The organism is Maribacter orientalis (genome assembly GCF_900109345.1).
Taxonomy (GTDB): domain Bacteria; phylum Bacteroidota; class Bacteroidia; order Flavobacteriales; family Flavobacteriaceae; genus Maribacter; species Maribacter orientalis.
This window is the reverse complement of sequence record NZ_FNZN01000002.1, coordinates 722,405-737,310: the sequence shown is the minus strand read 5'-3', so window position 1 is coordinate 737,310 and position 14,906 is coordinate 722,405. Positions and strand designations below refer to the sequence as shown.

Annotated in this window: 13 protein-coding genes; 3 read left to right on the top strand and 10 right to left on the bottom strand. The window is 39.5% G+C overall.

The window, feature by feature from the left end; genetic code table 11:
* Nucleotides 1-225, bottom strand: a 225-nt coding sequence (locus BMY56_RS18830; RefSeq protein ID WP_143057786.1) for a helix-turn-helix domain-containing protein, incomplete at its 3' end; no start/stop codon positions are given.
* Between the two features lie 590 nt (nucleotides 226-815).
* On the opposite strand from BMY56_RS18830, the gene BMY56_RS18490 reads away from it, so the two are divergent.
* Complete coding sequence (locus BMY56_RS18490) at nucleotides 816-1,031, top strand: hypothetical protein (RefSeq protein ID WP_143057785.1); 216 nt, start codon at nucleotides 816-818, stop codon at nucleotides 1,029-1,031.
* Between the two features lie 85 nt (nucleotides 1,032-1,116).
* Here the strand turns inward: BMY56_RS18490 and BMY56_RS06955 are convergent, their stop codons facing one another.
* A complete protein-coding gene (locus BMY56_RS06955) occupies nucleotides 1,117-1,395 on the bottom strand; it encodes a hypothetical protein (RefSeq protein ID WP_091621758.1) in 279 nt (92 codons plus the stop codon).
* 74 nt (nucleotides 1,396-1,469) lie between these two features.
* Here BMY56_RS06955 and BMY56_RS06950 point away from each other — a divergent pair, with 74 nt between their 5' ends.
* A complete protein-coding gene (locus BMY56_RS06950; RefSeq protein WP_091621754.1) occupies nucleotides 1,470-2,471 on the top strand; it encodes a hypothetical protein in 1,002 nt (333 codons plus the stop codon).
* 214 nt (nucleotides 2,472-2,685) lie between these two features.
* Here BMY56_RS06950 and BMY56_RS06945 read toward each other — a convergent pair whose 3' ends face one another.
* The 8 genes from BMY56_RS06945 to BMY56_RS06910 all read right to left on the bottom strand — a co-directional run bounded on the left by BMY56_RS06945 (nucleotide 2,686) and on the right by BMY56_RS06910 (nucleotide 11,903).
* The gene (locus BMY56_RS06945) at nucleotides 2,686-4,146 is read right to left on the bottom strand and encodes a YiiX/YebB-like N1pC/P60 family cysteine hydrolase (RefSeq protein ID WP_091621752.1); all 1,461 of its coding nucleotides are present in this window, start codon (nucleotides 4,144-4,146) and stop codon (nucleotides 2,686-2,688) included.
* A gap of 196 nt (nucleotides 4,147-4,342) precedes the next feature.
* Nucleotides 4,343-5,050, bottom strand: coding sequence for a 6-phosphogluconolactonase (locus tag BMY56_RS06940; protein ID WP_091621750.1), 708 nt, complete (start codon nucleotides 5,048-5,050; stop codon nucleotides 4,343-4,345).
* On the bottom strand, nucleotides 5,050-5,580 hold the full coding sequence (locus BMY56_RS06935) for a gluconate 2-dehydrogenase subunit 3 family protein (protein WP_091621748.1): 531 nt from the start codon (nucleotides 5,578-5,580) through the stop codon (nucleotides 5,050-5,052). The genes BMY56_RS06940 and BMY56_RS06935 overlap by 1 nt, the downstream gene beginning before the upstream one ends.
* On the bottom strand, nucleotides 5,568-6,659 hold the full coding sequence (locus BMY56_RS06930) for a Gfo/Idh/MocA family protein (protein ID WP_091621745.1): 1,092 nt from the start codon (nucleotides 6,657-6,659) through the stop codon (nucleotides 5,568-5,570). Before BMY56_RS06930 ends, BMY56_RS06935 begins: the two co-directional genes overlap by 13 nt.
* Nucleotides 6,656-8,347 carry a GMC oxidoreductase gene (locus tag BMY56_RS06925; RefSeq protein ID WP_091621744.1) on the bottom strand — a complete coding sequence of 564 codons (1,692 nt, stop codon included), beginning with the start codon at nucleotides 8,345-8,347 and terminating at the stop codon, nucleotides 6,656-6,658. The genes BMY56_RS06930 and BMY56_RS06925 overlap by 4 nt, the downstream gene beginning before the upstream one ends.
* Before the next feature lie 103 nt (nucleotides 8,348-8,450).
* Nucleotides 8,451-9,467 carry a DUF3500 domain-containing protein gene (locus BMY56_RS06920; RefSeq protein ID WP_091621742.1) on the bottom strand — a complete coding sequence of 339 codons (1,017 nt, stop codon included), beginning with the start codon at nucleotides 9,465-9,467 and terminating at the stop codon, nucleotides 8,451-8,453.
* A 26-nt stretch (nucleotides 9,468-9,493) separates the two neighbouring features.
* Nucleotides 9,494-10,765 (bottom strand): PQQ-dependent sugar dehydrogenase, encoded by a 1,272-nt coding sequence (locus BMY56_RS06915; RefSeq protein WP_091621739.1) that lies wholly within the window; start codon nucleotides 10,763-10,765, stop codon nucleotides 9,494-9,496.
* 124 nt (nucleotides 10,766-10,889) lie between these two features.
* Nucleotides 10,890-11,903: a 3-keto-disaccharide hydrolase gene (locus BMY56_RS06910; RefSeq protein ID WP_091621736.1), complete on the bottom strand. Its 1,014-nt coding sequence runs from the start codon at nucleotides 11,901-11,903 to the stop codon at nucleotides 10,890-10,892.
* A 328-nt stretch (nucleotides 11,904-12,231) separates the two neighbouring features.
* Between BMY56_RS06910 and BMY56_RS06905 the strand changes: the two genes are divergently transcribed.
* Entirely contained in the window at nucleotides 12,232-14,847 is a 2,616-nt protein-coding gene (locus tag BMY56_RS06905; RefSeq protein ID WP_091621733.1) for a M14 family metallopeptidase, read from the top strand.
* Nucleotides 14,848-14,906: the final 59 nt, after the last annotated feature.

Below are 14,906 nucleotides of genomic sequence, written 5' to 3'. Positions count from 1 at the left end.
CAACACTTTTTCGTTGGTCGCGTTCGGGTGCGGGCTACGTGGTTTTCTGGACAGCTCCCTAAGACCTTCGTAGCCTTCATTTTCAAACCGGGCAATGATTTTGTAAGCCGTCGGTCTTGAGATTTCAAAGACTCTACAAAGCTCCGTGATGGTGTGTTTTCCAGTTCGCCATTCACAGATAAATTCAATTTTTTGTTCCATAATCGTATGTTCTTTCCAAGGCATAGCATCTGAATGTTGGTTCCAAATGCAACTTAAAAAGTGTAAACGATGTTTCTATAACTTTGTAAAGGATGTTTGTATATCGTACCCTTTACATTTTATCAATGCAGATTACAGACATCAGAGTTTTCAAATTACATAAGAAATCGCTTTAAAGATTTTAATGGAAAATCAATTATAACACAAGACAATAGGTTAATAATAGCTGTAAAAGAAAATGATGTCAGTTTAAACGTTTACTTAAAAGACTTTACTACTCTAAATAATTTTAAATAATAATTAAGTCATTGAATTATAATTTTTAAAAAGTAAAAATTTTAGACATAGAAAAGGGTGGAAGTAATTCCACCCTTTTCGTCCCAAATCTTACCATAAACTTAACCTACTTATGCTATGGCATTGCTAAAATACTGTAAAATATGCATTTTATATGGCGATATTCTATTTTATTCAACTATATGAATTTCAGTAATATATAAAATACTGTTATCGCACGTTATAAAAGTATACTTTTAAGTTTCAAATAAATTTAGGCATACAATTCGGACACCTATTAAGTTGGCGAGTAGATAAATAGTTGGAATATTATCAAGTTGCCTGTTTTTAAACACTGTAATACGTTTGTTGAAATAGTATATTTAATAAATGGGGCCATAGCAATATATGGTGTTAACAGAAGAGGAGCAATGGAACTACCATTGGTAAAAGATTTCTTTCCTGAACCATCACATAGGGTCCGACAAAAAGCTCAGCCTTTACGCCCTGTACGCCTTTTTCATCAAGGTGGAATTAGACACCAGAACGGATAGGATCATTGGCAAGGGATACTTTAAAATAGGTGAGACGCTGGATAGGTATACAGGTTGTATAGATATAAATAGAATTTAAAAATAATTACGAAATATCCATAGTAACTTCTGAAACCAGTCCACTGAATTTTTCTTCAATATATTTTCTAAGAGCTGGTGGTTCCGATAAAATAATATCCCCCAACTGAGAAACTATCGTTTTAATTAAATCGTAGTTAGGTACTAATACAAAGGTGACCATCGTGTAAGTCATTTTTTTCTTTGTGGCAAAATTGACCAACTCTTTGGTTTCACTAGTAATAGTCTGTGAGTAATGGAGCTTCTTGGCTTTTATATAATTGAGATAAATTGCGATTTTGGTCATAGCCAATAAATGGGCTATTACTTTTAAAGCAAATGATATTCATCGTAATAATGATAAGTCGATAACTGTTATTCATGACCCAAATGAAATGGAAGCCTATTTTAAGACGTGGGGCGGAAGGGACCAAAACAAACCTAACACGGCCATTAAGATACCAACAGGGTTTTTTTATACAGTCCATTGCGTTTCAATCTCCTAACGAAATAAATTTTACAGGAATCATCTGGCAAAAAATTCCGTTGGATGTAAATGATTCCATTGTCGGCGGCTTTGATTTTCCTGAGCAGGTAAATTCAGGTAGTACAGTCATTAAAGAACTCTACAGCTATGAACAAGCCGGGTCAAAGTTAAAAGGCTGGTATTTTGACACCACAGTAAGGCAAGTATTCGACTACACCAAATATCCTTTTGATTATGTTACGGCTTGGCTACGATTATGGCCCAAAAATTTCAATTACGATGATGATATACTATTCGTGCCAGATTTTGATGCCTACGATCCAACAGACCAGATTTTTGGTTTAGATGAGGATATTGTTTACGGTGAGTGGAATATTGAAGAGACCTTTTTTAGTTATCACGAAAACAAGTATAATACTAATTTTGGTTATACTGGAGAATCGACCGAGGATAGGTATCATGAATTTTATATCAATTTGGGATTGAAAAGGGACATAATTGATGCTATTATCCTAAATTTAATTCCACTATTTGTAGTGGCATTATTACTATTTGTGCTAATGATGACGGTAACCAATAACAAAGATTTAAGTAATAAATTTGTATTTAATACCAGTGGCGCTATAGCCACATGTTCGGCTCTATTCTTTATCGTTTTATTGGCTCATATTCAAGTAAGACAGCAATTTCTTGATTCCCCTATAGTTTACATAGAATACTTTTACTTAATCATGTACATCTTCATAGTATTATGCGCCTTTAATTTTTATGCTCTTTCAATGGGCAACGAAAATGGTTCAAACCTTATTCTTTATAGAGATAACCTTATTTCAAAAGTTGCTTTTTGGCCATTATTGCTTTGGATGATTGCCTTAGCTACTATTTGCTTTCTTTAAAGATTTTTTAATGATATTTATTACTGATAACTAAAATGACACCTTCAAAAATAGGGAAGCAGCATATTCCCCTTATGGGTTTTTGGCAAAAGCATCATTTAATTTTTGATTCTACACAGTAGTTCGCTCAATACATTCTATTTTGGGGCATGTCATGAAGATTTAGAAAATAGAATTGAGAACCATAACTCTGGAACGTACGGTTCAAAGAGTTTTACTTCAACATACTACTTTCTGCCATTCTAACCATTTGCCAGTAAGGAGGTAAATAGTTATTTTCTTTTTCGAAAGCTTTAGTTTTTGTTACTGTAATTAATTTGCATTTATTAAATCGGGCTACGAAATCAGTATTTTTCAATGCGGTAACGGCCCCCATTCCTTCTGGAATAATTCCTTCTTTTCCTATGGTATTGAGAAAAAATGAATATCCCTTAACAACTCTTGCTACAGGTAACATCCAAATAGTATAATCTAGTTTTTCACCTTTATTTGAACGGCTGATCAAAGCATCCATTACGGCATTGTCCAAATGATCCTGAAAAAGCACATCCTTATTCCTCCATTCACCTACAACACTAAGCATGGGGTCATATTCAAGATCAGACGGCATTTGGGTCACGAAATTTTCAACACCAAAATTGTTTAGCCAATCAATAATTCCGTTTGAAGAGATGGTAGATTCAAACTCCCATAAATCAATCCCAAATTTTTTATAGGCATATGATCCAACTTCCGAACAGAACATTGCCGAGGCATCGTAGTAGTCCATTTTAAAATCATAAGGTATATGCCTAGTTTTAGATTCCTCAGAAATAAACAAGGACGCTTCATGCGGAAGCATAGGATTAGCCATCATTTGAGCCAAATCTGCCCGAGGTCTCATTACCATAAACCGCAGCTTTTTATCACTTAAATACTCATCTAATGTGGCTATGGCCACTCCTTTTTCAATATGGGCCTCAATAAAATAGGGCTTATTGGTCTTGGAGTCAATATGTACCAATGCTACATGTGAAAAATTTCCAGGATAATCATTACCTCTTGAAATAAAAGCGGAAACCTCAGCTCCACCTCGGCTTACGAGCAAATCACCACTATGTACTTTGATGCCAAGAATATCTGCGTGCGGGGTAATTGAAGGTTCGTCTGAAACGATCATTGTTGAGACAAACTGATCCTCATTAGATTGTAATAATATTTCCTCCACTGTAGCTCTCATACCATATAAAATACGGTAAGAGGTATTACGGGAATGGGCATTGGTCATATCCCAAAAGCGGGAATCCAATTTCAACTTTTTCCGTACCCGGTTATAAAAATTGATGTACCAGTTCGTTTTGTTTTCCTGAGCAGCAATAAGTGGAGCAAGTTGGAAAAATTTATGCTCAACCAATCCATAATAATCATCTTCGGGTAGTAACTTTTTATCTTCATAGATCGCTAGAATACTATCGGCTTCAAAAGTTAAATGTTGTACAATGGAATCCAACGTTACAGAAGGCATTGCTTTCGCGCTCATAAAATTCGTTTCCAACGATTCCCAAAGGGTATCTTGACCCCAAACAAAAGGAGTCTGTGATGGCTTTTGTAGTTCATGTTCAGATTGTGGCAGTGGGATAAGAAGTAACAAATAGAGGCCCACAAGGATCAATACAATTCTTAAAATTTTCTTCATATATGCTTTAAGATAGGATAAATATAATGTAGTGATCAATTGTGCTCATAGGTAGGTTTATTTTTCACCAAGAAAGTAAGAGCCCTGTAGCTTAGGGTTGCAATATAAGGGCACTAAGTATGACGATTTTACAAGATCCGAATTCTCTTCCTGACTATTTTTTTTGGTCATTTTAATCAGTCATCAATTAATAGAATCACAAGTCTGTTACCAACGTAACTTTTGGGTGTTTCCATAAAATACTTGCAGGTAGGGCTGGGGTAATTTCTTTTGTGAGCCATTGAGTATACGCAGCTGTTTTCCCCGTTCCGGTGACAATAAATAGAATTTCTTTTGCTTCTAAAATTGACTTTAGTCCTAAAGTTACGCCAATCGTTGGGGGAGTTTGCTCAGAGAGAATCATCGTATGATTTTGGGTAGATGCTGCCAATTCAGAAACATAACACGCATTGGGAGGCCATTTTTCACTGGGCTCTATGAAACCCAAATGTCCGTTTTTTCCCATTCCTAAAATGAGGATATCTAGCGGACCTTTCTCATCAAGCTTTTTTTGCATCGAAGCCACGGCGTTCTCCGCTTGAATTTTACTAGTAAGAGTTAAAGAAGGAGAAAAGTAATGTGTATTTTCTGCGGATATTCCCCAAGGGATTCTCACCTCTTTTTCGATGAAACTCTTGCAACTATGTTGCTGTTCAGACAATCCCACCCATTCATCCAATTGAATTAAAGAAAGAGCTGTGGTATACTGGCTTCCTGTCTTTGCGATGTTGCGATACATTTCCAAAGGAGAATTTCCGGTGGCAATTCCAATTTTACTTACAGGGTTTTTTTTAATCTTTTGAATCAACCAATCGGTAGCTGTTTTGCTTACTTCCTCATAATCTTTACATTGATGTTTGTTCATTAATACCAGGCTATTTCATTAGTATAAGGAACGCAGCCTTTATAAGATCCGGGTATAGGGTTGTATCGCAACCCTTCCATGATGCCAATTTTAGAGGAAAAATACCCCCATTGCGTAAGCGACTTAATATCCTTAAAATAAGAAGGGGTTGTAGTGGTTGACGAATTCGCCTCTTCGTCTAATTGGGCAATGATATCGTATTGTTTTTCTGCGGTTAGGTCTAAAAACCCGCTGCGCAATAATTGGTTTAGTCCAATGATGATGCGGTCTTTTCTTTCAATTGCATAACAATCTTCTACTATGAGCCCTATAAAATGCTGCACGTTGGCCTCTTTTGCTCCAGGAGACGTAGGGGTTTCGGGTAAAATAATTTCAACGACAACTGCCAGAAGCGATTGATATTCGTGGTTTAACAAAGAGGGATTACTATCCTCTGCACACCCCTCAAGAAGCCAAGAAAAGGGGATGAAACTTGCGGCAGACCATCGGGCTACTAAACCTAAAGCATTTCTGCGATTTATTTTTTCCATAATACGTACGGTTTTTTGGCATCGGTTTTAAAAGGCAACTTGATTTTTTTTCCTTCTCCTGCCGAAGCATATGCTGCGAAAAGAACCTCTAAAACAGCCTTACCATCCTCACCGGTAACCAAGGGAGTACGGTCATTCTTAACACAGTCTACAAAGTGGGCCATCTCTTGTGGAAATCCATAGTTCCAAAGTTCTTCATACATGGTAAAACTCCAGCCTTTTGTGTTCCCTGCTTTTTCAACGGCATAGCCAATTCCTTTTTCACTATAGGTTAATATGGAATTTCCTTGTAGTACATCGGCATAGGCGACTCCTTCACTTCCATGAATTTCTGCTTTATCATCCATACCACCCTTTTTAATCCAGCTTTCTTCTGCAATGGCGGTTACCCCATTGCTAAATTCTAAGATGAGTACACTATTATCATCTCCTATGGTTTTGTCTTTATGCACAGAAGTTTGCATTTGTGCATAGACCGAAACAATAGAAGCTTTTGGGTTTAACCATCTGAAGAATTGAATGGCATGGCATCCCATATCCATCATAACACCACCCCCTGATTTTTCAACATCATAAAAATGGTCTGCGTGAGGACCATCGTGCTTTTCAGACTGTTTAAAAAGTACCGGATACCCCAAAGCGCCTTCATCTAATAGCGCTTTTAATCGCACATATTTTGGTGTAAAACACAATTCTTCTGCATACATCAATTTCACCTTATTTTCTTTACAGGTTTCGATCATAAGATCAGCCTCCTCTAGGTTTAGGCAAAGGGGTTTTTCTACGACGACATGCTTTTTTGCTTTGGCAATTTTTACGGCTATTTCACAATGTAAATAGTTGGGTGCCCCAAGAATAACCATATCAATATCGTCTAGGGCTAAAAAGGCATCTATATCAGTAAACCAATTCGGGATCTGGTGTTGTTCTGCAAAGGTTTTTACATGCGCTTCGTTGGGAGACATTACGGCAACGATCACTGCATCGGCAACTGTTTTCAGTGCTTCGGCATGAATATTCGCGATAAATTGAGATCCTATGATACCAACGCCTACCTGTTTATGTTGTGTAATTTTCATAGTTGTTTTGCTTTTAATTGTTCGGCGGCGTAGGTAGCAGCTCTTGCGGTTAATGCCATATAAAGTAAAGATGGACTTTGGTTTCCCGTGCTCGTCATACATGCACCATCAGTGACAAATACATTCTTGCACAGATGCAGTTGGTTATGCTCATTGAGCATAGATGTTTTTGGGTCGGTTCCCATTCTGCATCCACCCATTTCGTGTATATCGAGGCCAGGGGCCTGTTTAGAATCGTTTTGTTCAATATCTGTACAGCCCATGGTTTCAAACATCGCTTTACTTTCGGTTAAAAAGTCTTGCACCATCAATTCGTCGTTATCGTCATAATTCACATCTGTTACGAGCTGTGGAATTCCCCAGGGATCTTTATCTGTCTTTGATAAATACACCCTGTTTGATGCTTTCGGAATCGTTTCGCCCTGCATATACATATACGCTTGCCAGTCTCCCGGTAGGCGAAGACCTTCTTTGTAGGCCGCTCCAATACCAGGGCCATTTTCTGGAGCCTCTTGATTTCTTGGTCGTGATGCGCCACTGAAAATAGTATATCCCCCAACAAAGGGCATATCATGCTTGTATACGTTTCTATAATTGGCTAAAATTAGCTCCGAGGGATTTCTACCATAAACATACGTGTCTTTAAAACCCTCAAACTTGCCCGAGGTCCATCCGCGGTAATTATGAAAACCAATATAGCGCCCAAGAATATCATGATCATTTCCTAGTCCATTTGGAAACCGACCTGAGGTAGAGTTTAATAGGATAAGATTTGAATTCAGCGCCGAGGCATTCACAAAAACGATACTGGCTTTTAGTTCTTGGCGCTCCCCTGTAGTCGTATCTATATACTCAATGCCTGTTGCCTTTTTTTTATCGTCGTCATACATGATTTTAACCACCACTGCATCGGAAAGAATGGTTAGGTTTTCTGTTTTTTTTGCTGCTGGTAATGTGCTAGAATTGCTGCTGAAATAGGCGCCAAAAGGGCACCCTCGCATACAAAGATTTCTAGATTGGCATTTTCCCCTACCTAATGCTAAATGGTGTTCTTTAGGCTCGGTTAAGTGCGCCCATCGGCCATGTACCAAGTGCCTGTCTGGATAGTTATCTGCTATGGTCTTACTCATGTGCTGTTCCACACAATTCATTTCAAATGGGGGTAAGAACTCCCCATCGGGCATAGATGCTAATCCATCTTTGTTGCCACAGACCCCGATAAAGTCTTCAACCATATGATACCAAGGGGCCATTTCGGTATAATCTACGGGCCATTCAATACCATACTTATATTTGGAAGGAGATTCGAATTCCGATTGGCTCCACCGTTGGCACGCCCTACCCCATGTTAACGATTTTCCACCTACTTGATAGCCACGGATCCAATCGAAAGGCTTTTCTTGTACATAAGGCTGATCCTTATCTTTAATAAAAAAGTGAGCGGTGTCTTCGCCAAAACCTGCTGCTTTAGAAATCAAAGGATTCTCTTCTTTGAAGGTATTGGTCATCATACCGCCATGGGGAAAATCCCACGGTTGCAGGTGAGCAGTAGGGTAATCTTTTTTGTGTTCTACATTTCTTCCCCGTTCTACGACACAGGTTTTAAGACCGTTTTCACACAATACTTTAGCGGCCCATCCACCAGAAATGCCGGACCCAATAACGATGGCATCGTACGTTGTATTCATTTACTAAGGATTCTATTTCTTAAATATAACCAATACCTAGGGAATTTTAAAAGCAAAGTGACGGCGCGAGATACCTGATTTGTAGCCTTACCCTAAGAAATTCTTAATGCTGATGCTCGTGGTTGGTGTAGTGTTCTTTTAGTAAGTCCCTTCCAAAATCGCCATCAAAATCACGCCATACCGTGTGTATGTGGTTTGCATTATTTTGGCTGTTGTCAAATTCGATCATAAAGGTTTTGCCCTGTATGCGGTAGTAGTGTGCTTTTCCAAGTTCTGTGGCTCCCGCCCATGCAAACCGCATTTCATCGAGTTCTTCTTTACGAATTTTACTTATTCTCGCCATGGCCTGGTCGGCAGGGATAGTGGAAGCATATTCGTAAATAATGTCCATTACAAGTTTTTTCTGACCATCAGTCAGATTGTTGACCAATATGCCTTCAGGGGCTGGTTTCTCTGCTACGGGTTTATTAAAGCTAATAATATCATTGTAGGTTTTGTTACTAATAATAGCCGTTTTTCGTTGTTCACTGCTTAGCATATGTATGAGTTGCAAGCCCATATCCTCTTCATGTACCAAAGGGCTAAATCCTTTCCGCTCACCTTCCATAATTCTTCCAGGGTTTGAACCGAAGAATCTAGGGGTGTATGAAACGGCATCTGCAACGGTCGTAAAATGTAGCGAAACATGATGCCCTTCAAAACTCCACATCCAAACATCTTCTTGTGTAGGATCACCGTAAATGGAAACGTAATACCGTTCTGGGTCACGATACACGGGATCTCCTGAACTGGCTGCCAGTACGTTTTCTAAGCCAATGATTTCTGTGGTCTGCTTATAGCCGGTATCACTCAATGATGACCGTAGCAGTTTATGAACCAATTCTTTTTGCTCTGTACGTAACTCTTTTAGCGATAGGCCTTGTCGTTCATAAGAACTCCAAGGTAGAAAGTGCCAGTCGTCTCGGTCATCTGCGTTGAATTCATAGACAATTTGCTCTTTCTGAGCATCTGTCATAGAACGTATAAATTGGTTGACGATGGTTACATCTTGGGAGATTCCCAATACCGGTAAAATTGCAACAACGAATAAAAGGATATTCTTTTTCAGATGTAAGACCATGGTTCAGCTTTTTTATAAGGTTCGAGTTAATACGTTATTTTAAAAATACTTCCGCCAAAATCATCACAGACATATAAGGCACCATCTGGCCCCTGTGCCAATCCGCATGGGCGGTGCAGCAAAGTACCATCTTCCGGGTTTGCCAAATCAAAACCTGCGAAGTTGTCTAAGAATATTTCCCAATCTCCACTAGGCTTTCCATTTTTAAATGGAACAAAGGCTACAAAAAAGCCCTTTTTAAGCTCAGAAGATTGATTGTGAAAAGCGATGAAAGCACCATCTTTATATTTTTCTGGGAACATATCGCCCGTATAGAAAAGTAAGTCATTTGGACCTAAATGCGCTGGAAATGCCACAAGCGGATTAATAAAACCTTCTTCACTGGTTTGCTCACCATCTCCACCATACTCAGGAGCTAGCATGCGCTTATTTTTAATGGGGTCGTAATATGTTTTAGGCCATCCCGCATTATCACCCTCCTTTAGTTCGTATAAAGTTTCCGCAGGCAATTCACCATCTTGTTTTTCGGTATAGAGCTCTGGGTAAAAATTATGAAGTCCGCCACGGCCATGATCGGTCGCAAACAAGGAGTTCGTTTTAAAATTCCAGGTGATGCCAACCGCATTTTTAATTCCGGTTACATATCGTGATCCATCTGCAAAGGACTGATTCAGTTCATCAGCCTTAAACTTCCAGATTCCGCCAGCAGAATCTAAAATGGCGCACGGCATCATTCCGGCACCCGCGTCGTTATCTCTACAGGCATCGTTCCAAGAGCCAATAGTTACGTATAGGTTATCATTATTATCAATGGCAAAGGGTTTGGCATTGTCTGCACCCATATCTATTAATCCGTCTACTATTTTTTCTGGGGTATTGGTATCTATAACTTCATGGGCATCATTCAGTTTATAGCGAAACACTCCGGTATTTGAAGAAGCATACAGGTAATTGTCTTTTGCAAGAATTCCGGTACCAGGCACATCGGCAAAGTACTGTTGTTCATCTATGGAGCCGTCTTTATCAGTGTCTTTAAGCAAGACAATAGCTTTACCATCTTTCAGTACGGATCTATTGGCATAGATATCACCATTTTTTGAAATCGTTAGATGCCGAACAGCCCCTAAATCTTTAGCAATTTCTTCTACTGAAAATCCGTCTTGGGCTTTTAAGATGGTTTCATTGTTCACTGTTTTTACAGCTGGTTTCGTTTCGCTTTTACATCCCACGAAAAAAGAGGTAAAAGTAATGGCGGCTCCTACTAAACATAGGTTTTTGATACTGCGTATTAGTTTCATTGGTTGGTTTTAGAAAATTGGGTTGTTTTAAAAGTGCAATTATAAAGGCCCTTCGCTATCAATAACCGAAAACAGGCATTTGATGTTAACGTATGGACCTATATATAGTTTTCAGAAATTGAGTTTACAATACGGGAGTCAACACTATATTTCTATAGGCAACAGTACCGTGATCGCCCTGTAAATAAATTGGACCTGGTGCAAAAACATCAGAACTGATCGCTCCACCAGTTGGTCCTTCTGCAGGGGCATTATCTACAATCTTTTTTCCGTTTAAGATGACAGTGATATGGCGGTTTACCAAAGTAATATCCATCGTTTGCCATTCACCACCGGGCTTTTCTGCATTTTCACTTGGGGTAACGCGGCTATAGACGGCACCCATATTGTGGCTATCAAGTTCTAAACCATAAGAGTCAACCACTTGTATTTCATATAATCCTCTAGGGTATACGCCACTGTTATTTCCCTTAGGTACATTCACCTCTAGTTTTAGGTTAAAATCACCAAATTCTTGCTCGGTACGTAGGTTGCCATATGAGATATGCTCGCCATTTTCGGGTTGTACGGGATCATTCTGCATGGTACCGTTTACTACCTTAAAGCCATTAGCCATGTTAGGATCAATAGATCTCCAACCGGCCATATCCTTTCCGTTAAAAAGTTTTATGGGCTTGCCAAATTTAAGGGCACTTAAGTCTGGTGCAGCACCTGGTGCAGGCATCCGTTTTCCTGTGAAATAATTGAGTTGTTCTCCATTTCCTCCCCAAGATGGTCCCGTCATGGTCCCAGCAATGTCATCGTTCATTTTGGTAATGCGTAGGGTCCAGGTTTTAATATGTTTACGGTCTGTACCTTTCAGCTCTTGTTCAGAAGTTCGGGTGACTACCAAGGTATTTTCGTCTACCAAATACATATCGGAAACAGGTAGTACACTACCCCCGATCCATAACAGCTCTCCATCTAAAACGCCTTGTTGCTCCTGCACTTTAAGCCAACCAACGCCACCACCTACAATATCAATGCCCCAGGTACCGATAAAACTATTTTCTAGTTCGGTAGATGATGCACAGGGTGTGTTGGCAAATAGGGGATTCGTGATTATAACGGTAATAAGGGCAAGTACTAATTTTTTCATGGTCTTGATTTGTTTTATGATGGTGGTTTGGTGATACCATTTTATGGTACCTCTTATAAAAGTAAGGATTTATTTAGTACCGAAAACCTAATTGGCAAAGTTGAAACATGTTCGTGTTGAGGAGCAAAAAACGTAACAACTTCCACAGCGCATCACCTTTCAAAAAAAATAGGTTTTTCATGAAGCGCAACCCGTTATAGCAACAATTTCTACCCTCTTAGATTACGAATTCAGAAATTAACATTTCCTTTAACATTTTCTTTTCCTTAGGAGTCAGTTTCTACAGTACAAATTCTTAAATTTCTGATTCAAACAAACCAATTCAAAAATGATTTTAAAAAATTCTAGGCGCAAAGTCGTAGTACTGACTATTGCACTAGCCATGTCATGTATACCAATGATTATGGCTCAAAATGTTCCTTCCCCAGAAGATGTGTATGGTTTCAAGGTCGGCGCCGACTACAAACTGGCCGATTACACTCAAATAGAAGACTATTTAAGTAAACTAGATGATGCTTCTAACCGGGTTAAAAAAGTTGAAATAGGCACTACGGTCTTAGGTAGAAAAATGTACATCTTATTCATTTCTAGTGAGCAAAACCTAACACAACTCGATAAGTGGAAAGACATCAGCACCAAATTGGCACGTGTACAGGTTACTGAAGACGAAGCTTTACAACTTTCAGAAGAAGGCAAAGCCATTGTTTGGGTAGATGGCGGTATGCACTCTACCGAATTGGCCCACGGGCAAATGACCTCTGAACTGGCCTATACCTTGGCCACTTCTGAGACGACCGAAATGAAAAAAATTAGGGAAAATGTCATCACCATATTGATGCCGGTAATGAACCCTGATGGGTTAGATATTGTTGTTGATTGGTATCGAAAGAATATGGGTACGGCCTATGAAACTTCGCGACCGCCAATTTTGTATCACTATTACATGGGCCATGATAACAATAGAGACTGGTTTATGAATACCATGCCAGAGACGTATAATGTGACCAAGATTTTGTACAACGAATGGTATCCACAGATTGTGTATAACCACCACCAATCGTCACCCTCATGGACAAAAATTTCATTACCGCCGTATGCAGATCCTGTGAACCCAAAAATTCACCCTGCTATTACGGCTGCGGTAAGTGAAGTAGGTTCAGCCATGACAAAACGATTTTCATTAGAGAATATGCCAGGGGCAATCGCTGATAATTTCTATACGATGTTCTGGAATGGCGGAGGCCGTACCGTACCGTATTACCACAATATGATCGGTATTTTGACCGAAACGGGCCATACGACTCCAACACCTCGATTTTACGACCCAGAGAAACTACCAAAAACAGTAGCTGGTGATACACCGACAGACGGTACCGATATCATGTACCCAGACCCTTGGAAGGGTGGCGAATCACATTTTCGCGATGCGGTAGATTATATGTTGACCGCAACTTGGGCAACCTTAGACTTGGCTGCAGACCGTAAGAGCAATTACCTACATAACATTTATAAAATGGGCGCTTCGGCCATTGAAAAGTCGAAAACAGAAGGTCCGTATGCCTATGTAATTGGTAAAGACCAATGGGATGCTTTTGAGTCTGTAAATCTTGTAAATGTGTTGCTTAAAGGCGGAATAGAAATTGAAAAGGCTACGAAGAGCTTTGAAGCGAATGATAAGAAATATGAAGCAGGTTCGTATGTGATTTATGCGGGACAAGCATTTCGGCCGTATTTGATGGATTTGTTGGAAAAACAAAATTACCCAACCCGTTTTCAATACCCTGGTGGACCACCAGATACCCCGTATGATTTAGCGGGATGGACCTTACCTTTTCAAATGGGCATTGCCGTAGATAAAATTGCAGCACCTATGGAAATTGCTACCGAGAAAGTAGCTGATATAGCGAAGTATTATGAGGGCGAAGTAAAGGGCAAAGCTTCTTTTGGCTATGCATTGAGTGCCAATACGAATGCCTCGGTTATTGCCACCAACAAAATATTAAAGGCAGGTGGTACGGCATACAAAACCAAAGCAGCTTTTAAATCGGGTAAAACAACCATTCCGGCAGGGTCGTATATCGTTTCTGGCGGTAGTGAATCTATCGATGTATTGGCTAGCGAGTATGGTCTTGAGGTTACAGGGTTATCTGCTGAACCTAAAATTGAGATGACTAAAATTCACGCTCCTAAAGTGGGGCTGTACAAGTCTTGGGTATCGAATATGGATGAAGGGTGGACACGCTTTATAATGGATGAATATGCCTTTGAAACCGATACCTTACACGATAAAGATATTCAAACCGCAGACTTGTCTAAATACGATGTGTTGATACTGCCTTCGCAACGCGTGAAATCACTTTTACACGGAAATTCTACCTTAGAGATGCCAGAAAAATTTACAGGAGGTTTAGGCCTAGAAGGCTCTGTAGCGCTAAGCAACTATGTAAAGAATGGCGGTACGCTAATGGCTTTTGATGAGGCCAGTAATTATGTAATTGAACAATTTGGCTTACCGATTAAAGATGCTACCGCGGGTACTGATAACAAACAGTTCTTTATCCCAGGATCTTTAATTAAAACAGGCTTCGATACGACGCACCCCTTGGCCTTTGGTATGCAAGATACGGTAGCGGTATCGTTCAATAAAAGCCGAGCCTTTGAGATTGAAAAACAAGAGAAAAAAGGAGAAGGAGGTACAGAAGATATTAAAGATGCTCCTGCACCAGAAATTGAGGTGATTGCCAATTACGCTGAAAAAGATTTATTGATGAGCGGTTGGGCTATGGGCGAGAAAAAATACATTGCTAAAAAACCAGCTATGGTAAAAGCAAAGTATGGTAAAGGCGCTGTGGTATTATTTGCTTTCAGACCGCAGTTTAGAGCACAACCTCGTGGTACGTACAAGCTTATTTTTAATACGATATATGAGGGGGCTTCGGATTAAATACGGCTCTAAACATTTCAAATAAGTAATTTTAAAAAGCCCCATCAGAAACTGATGGG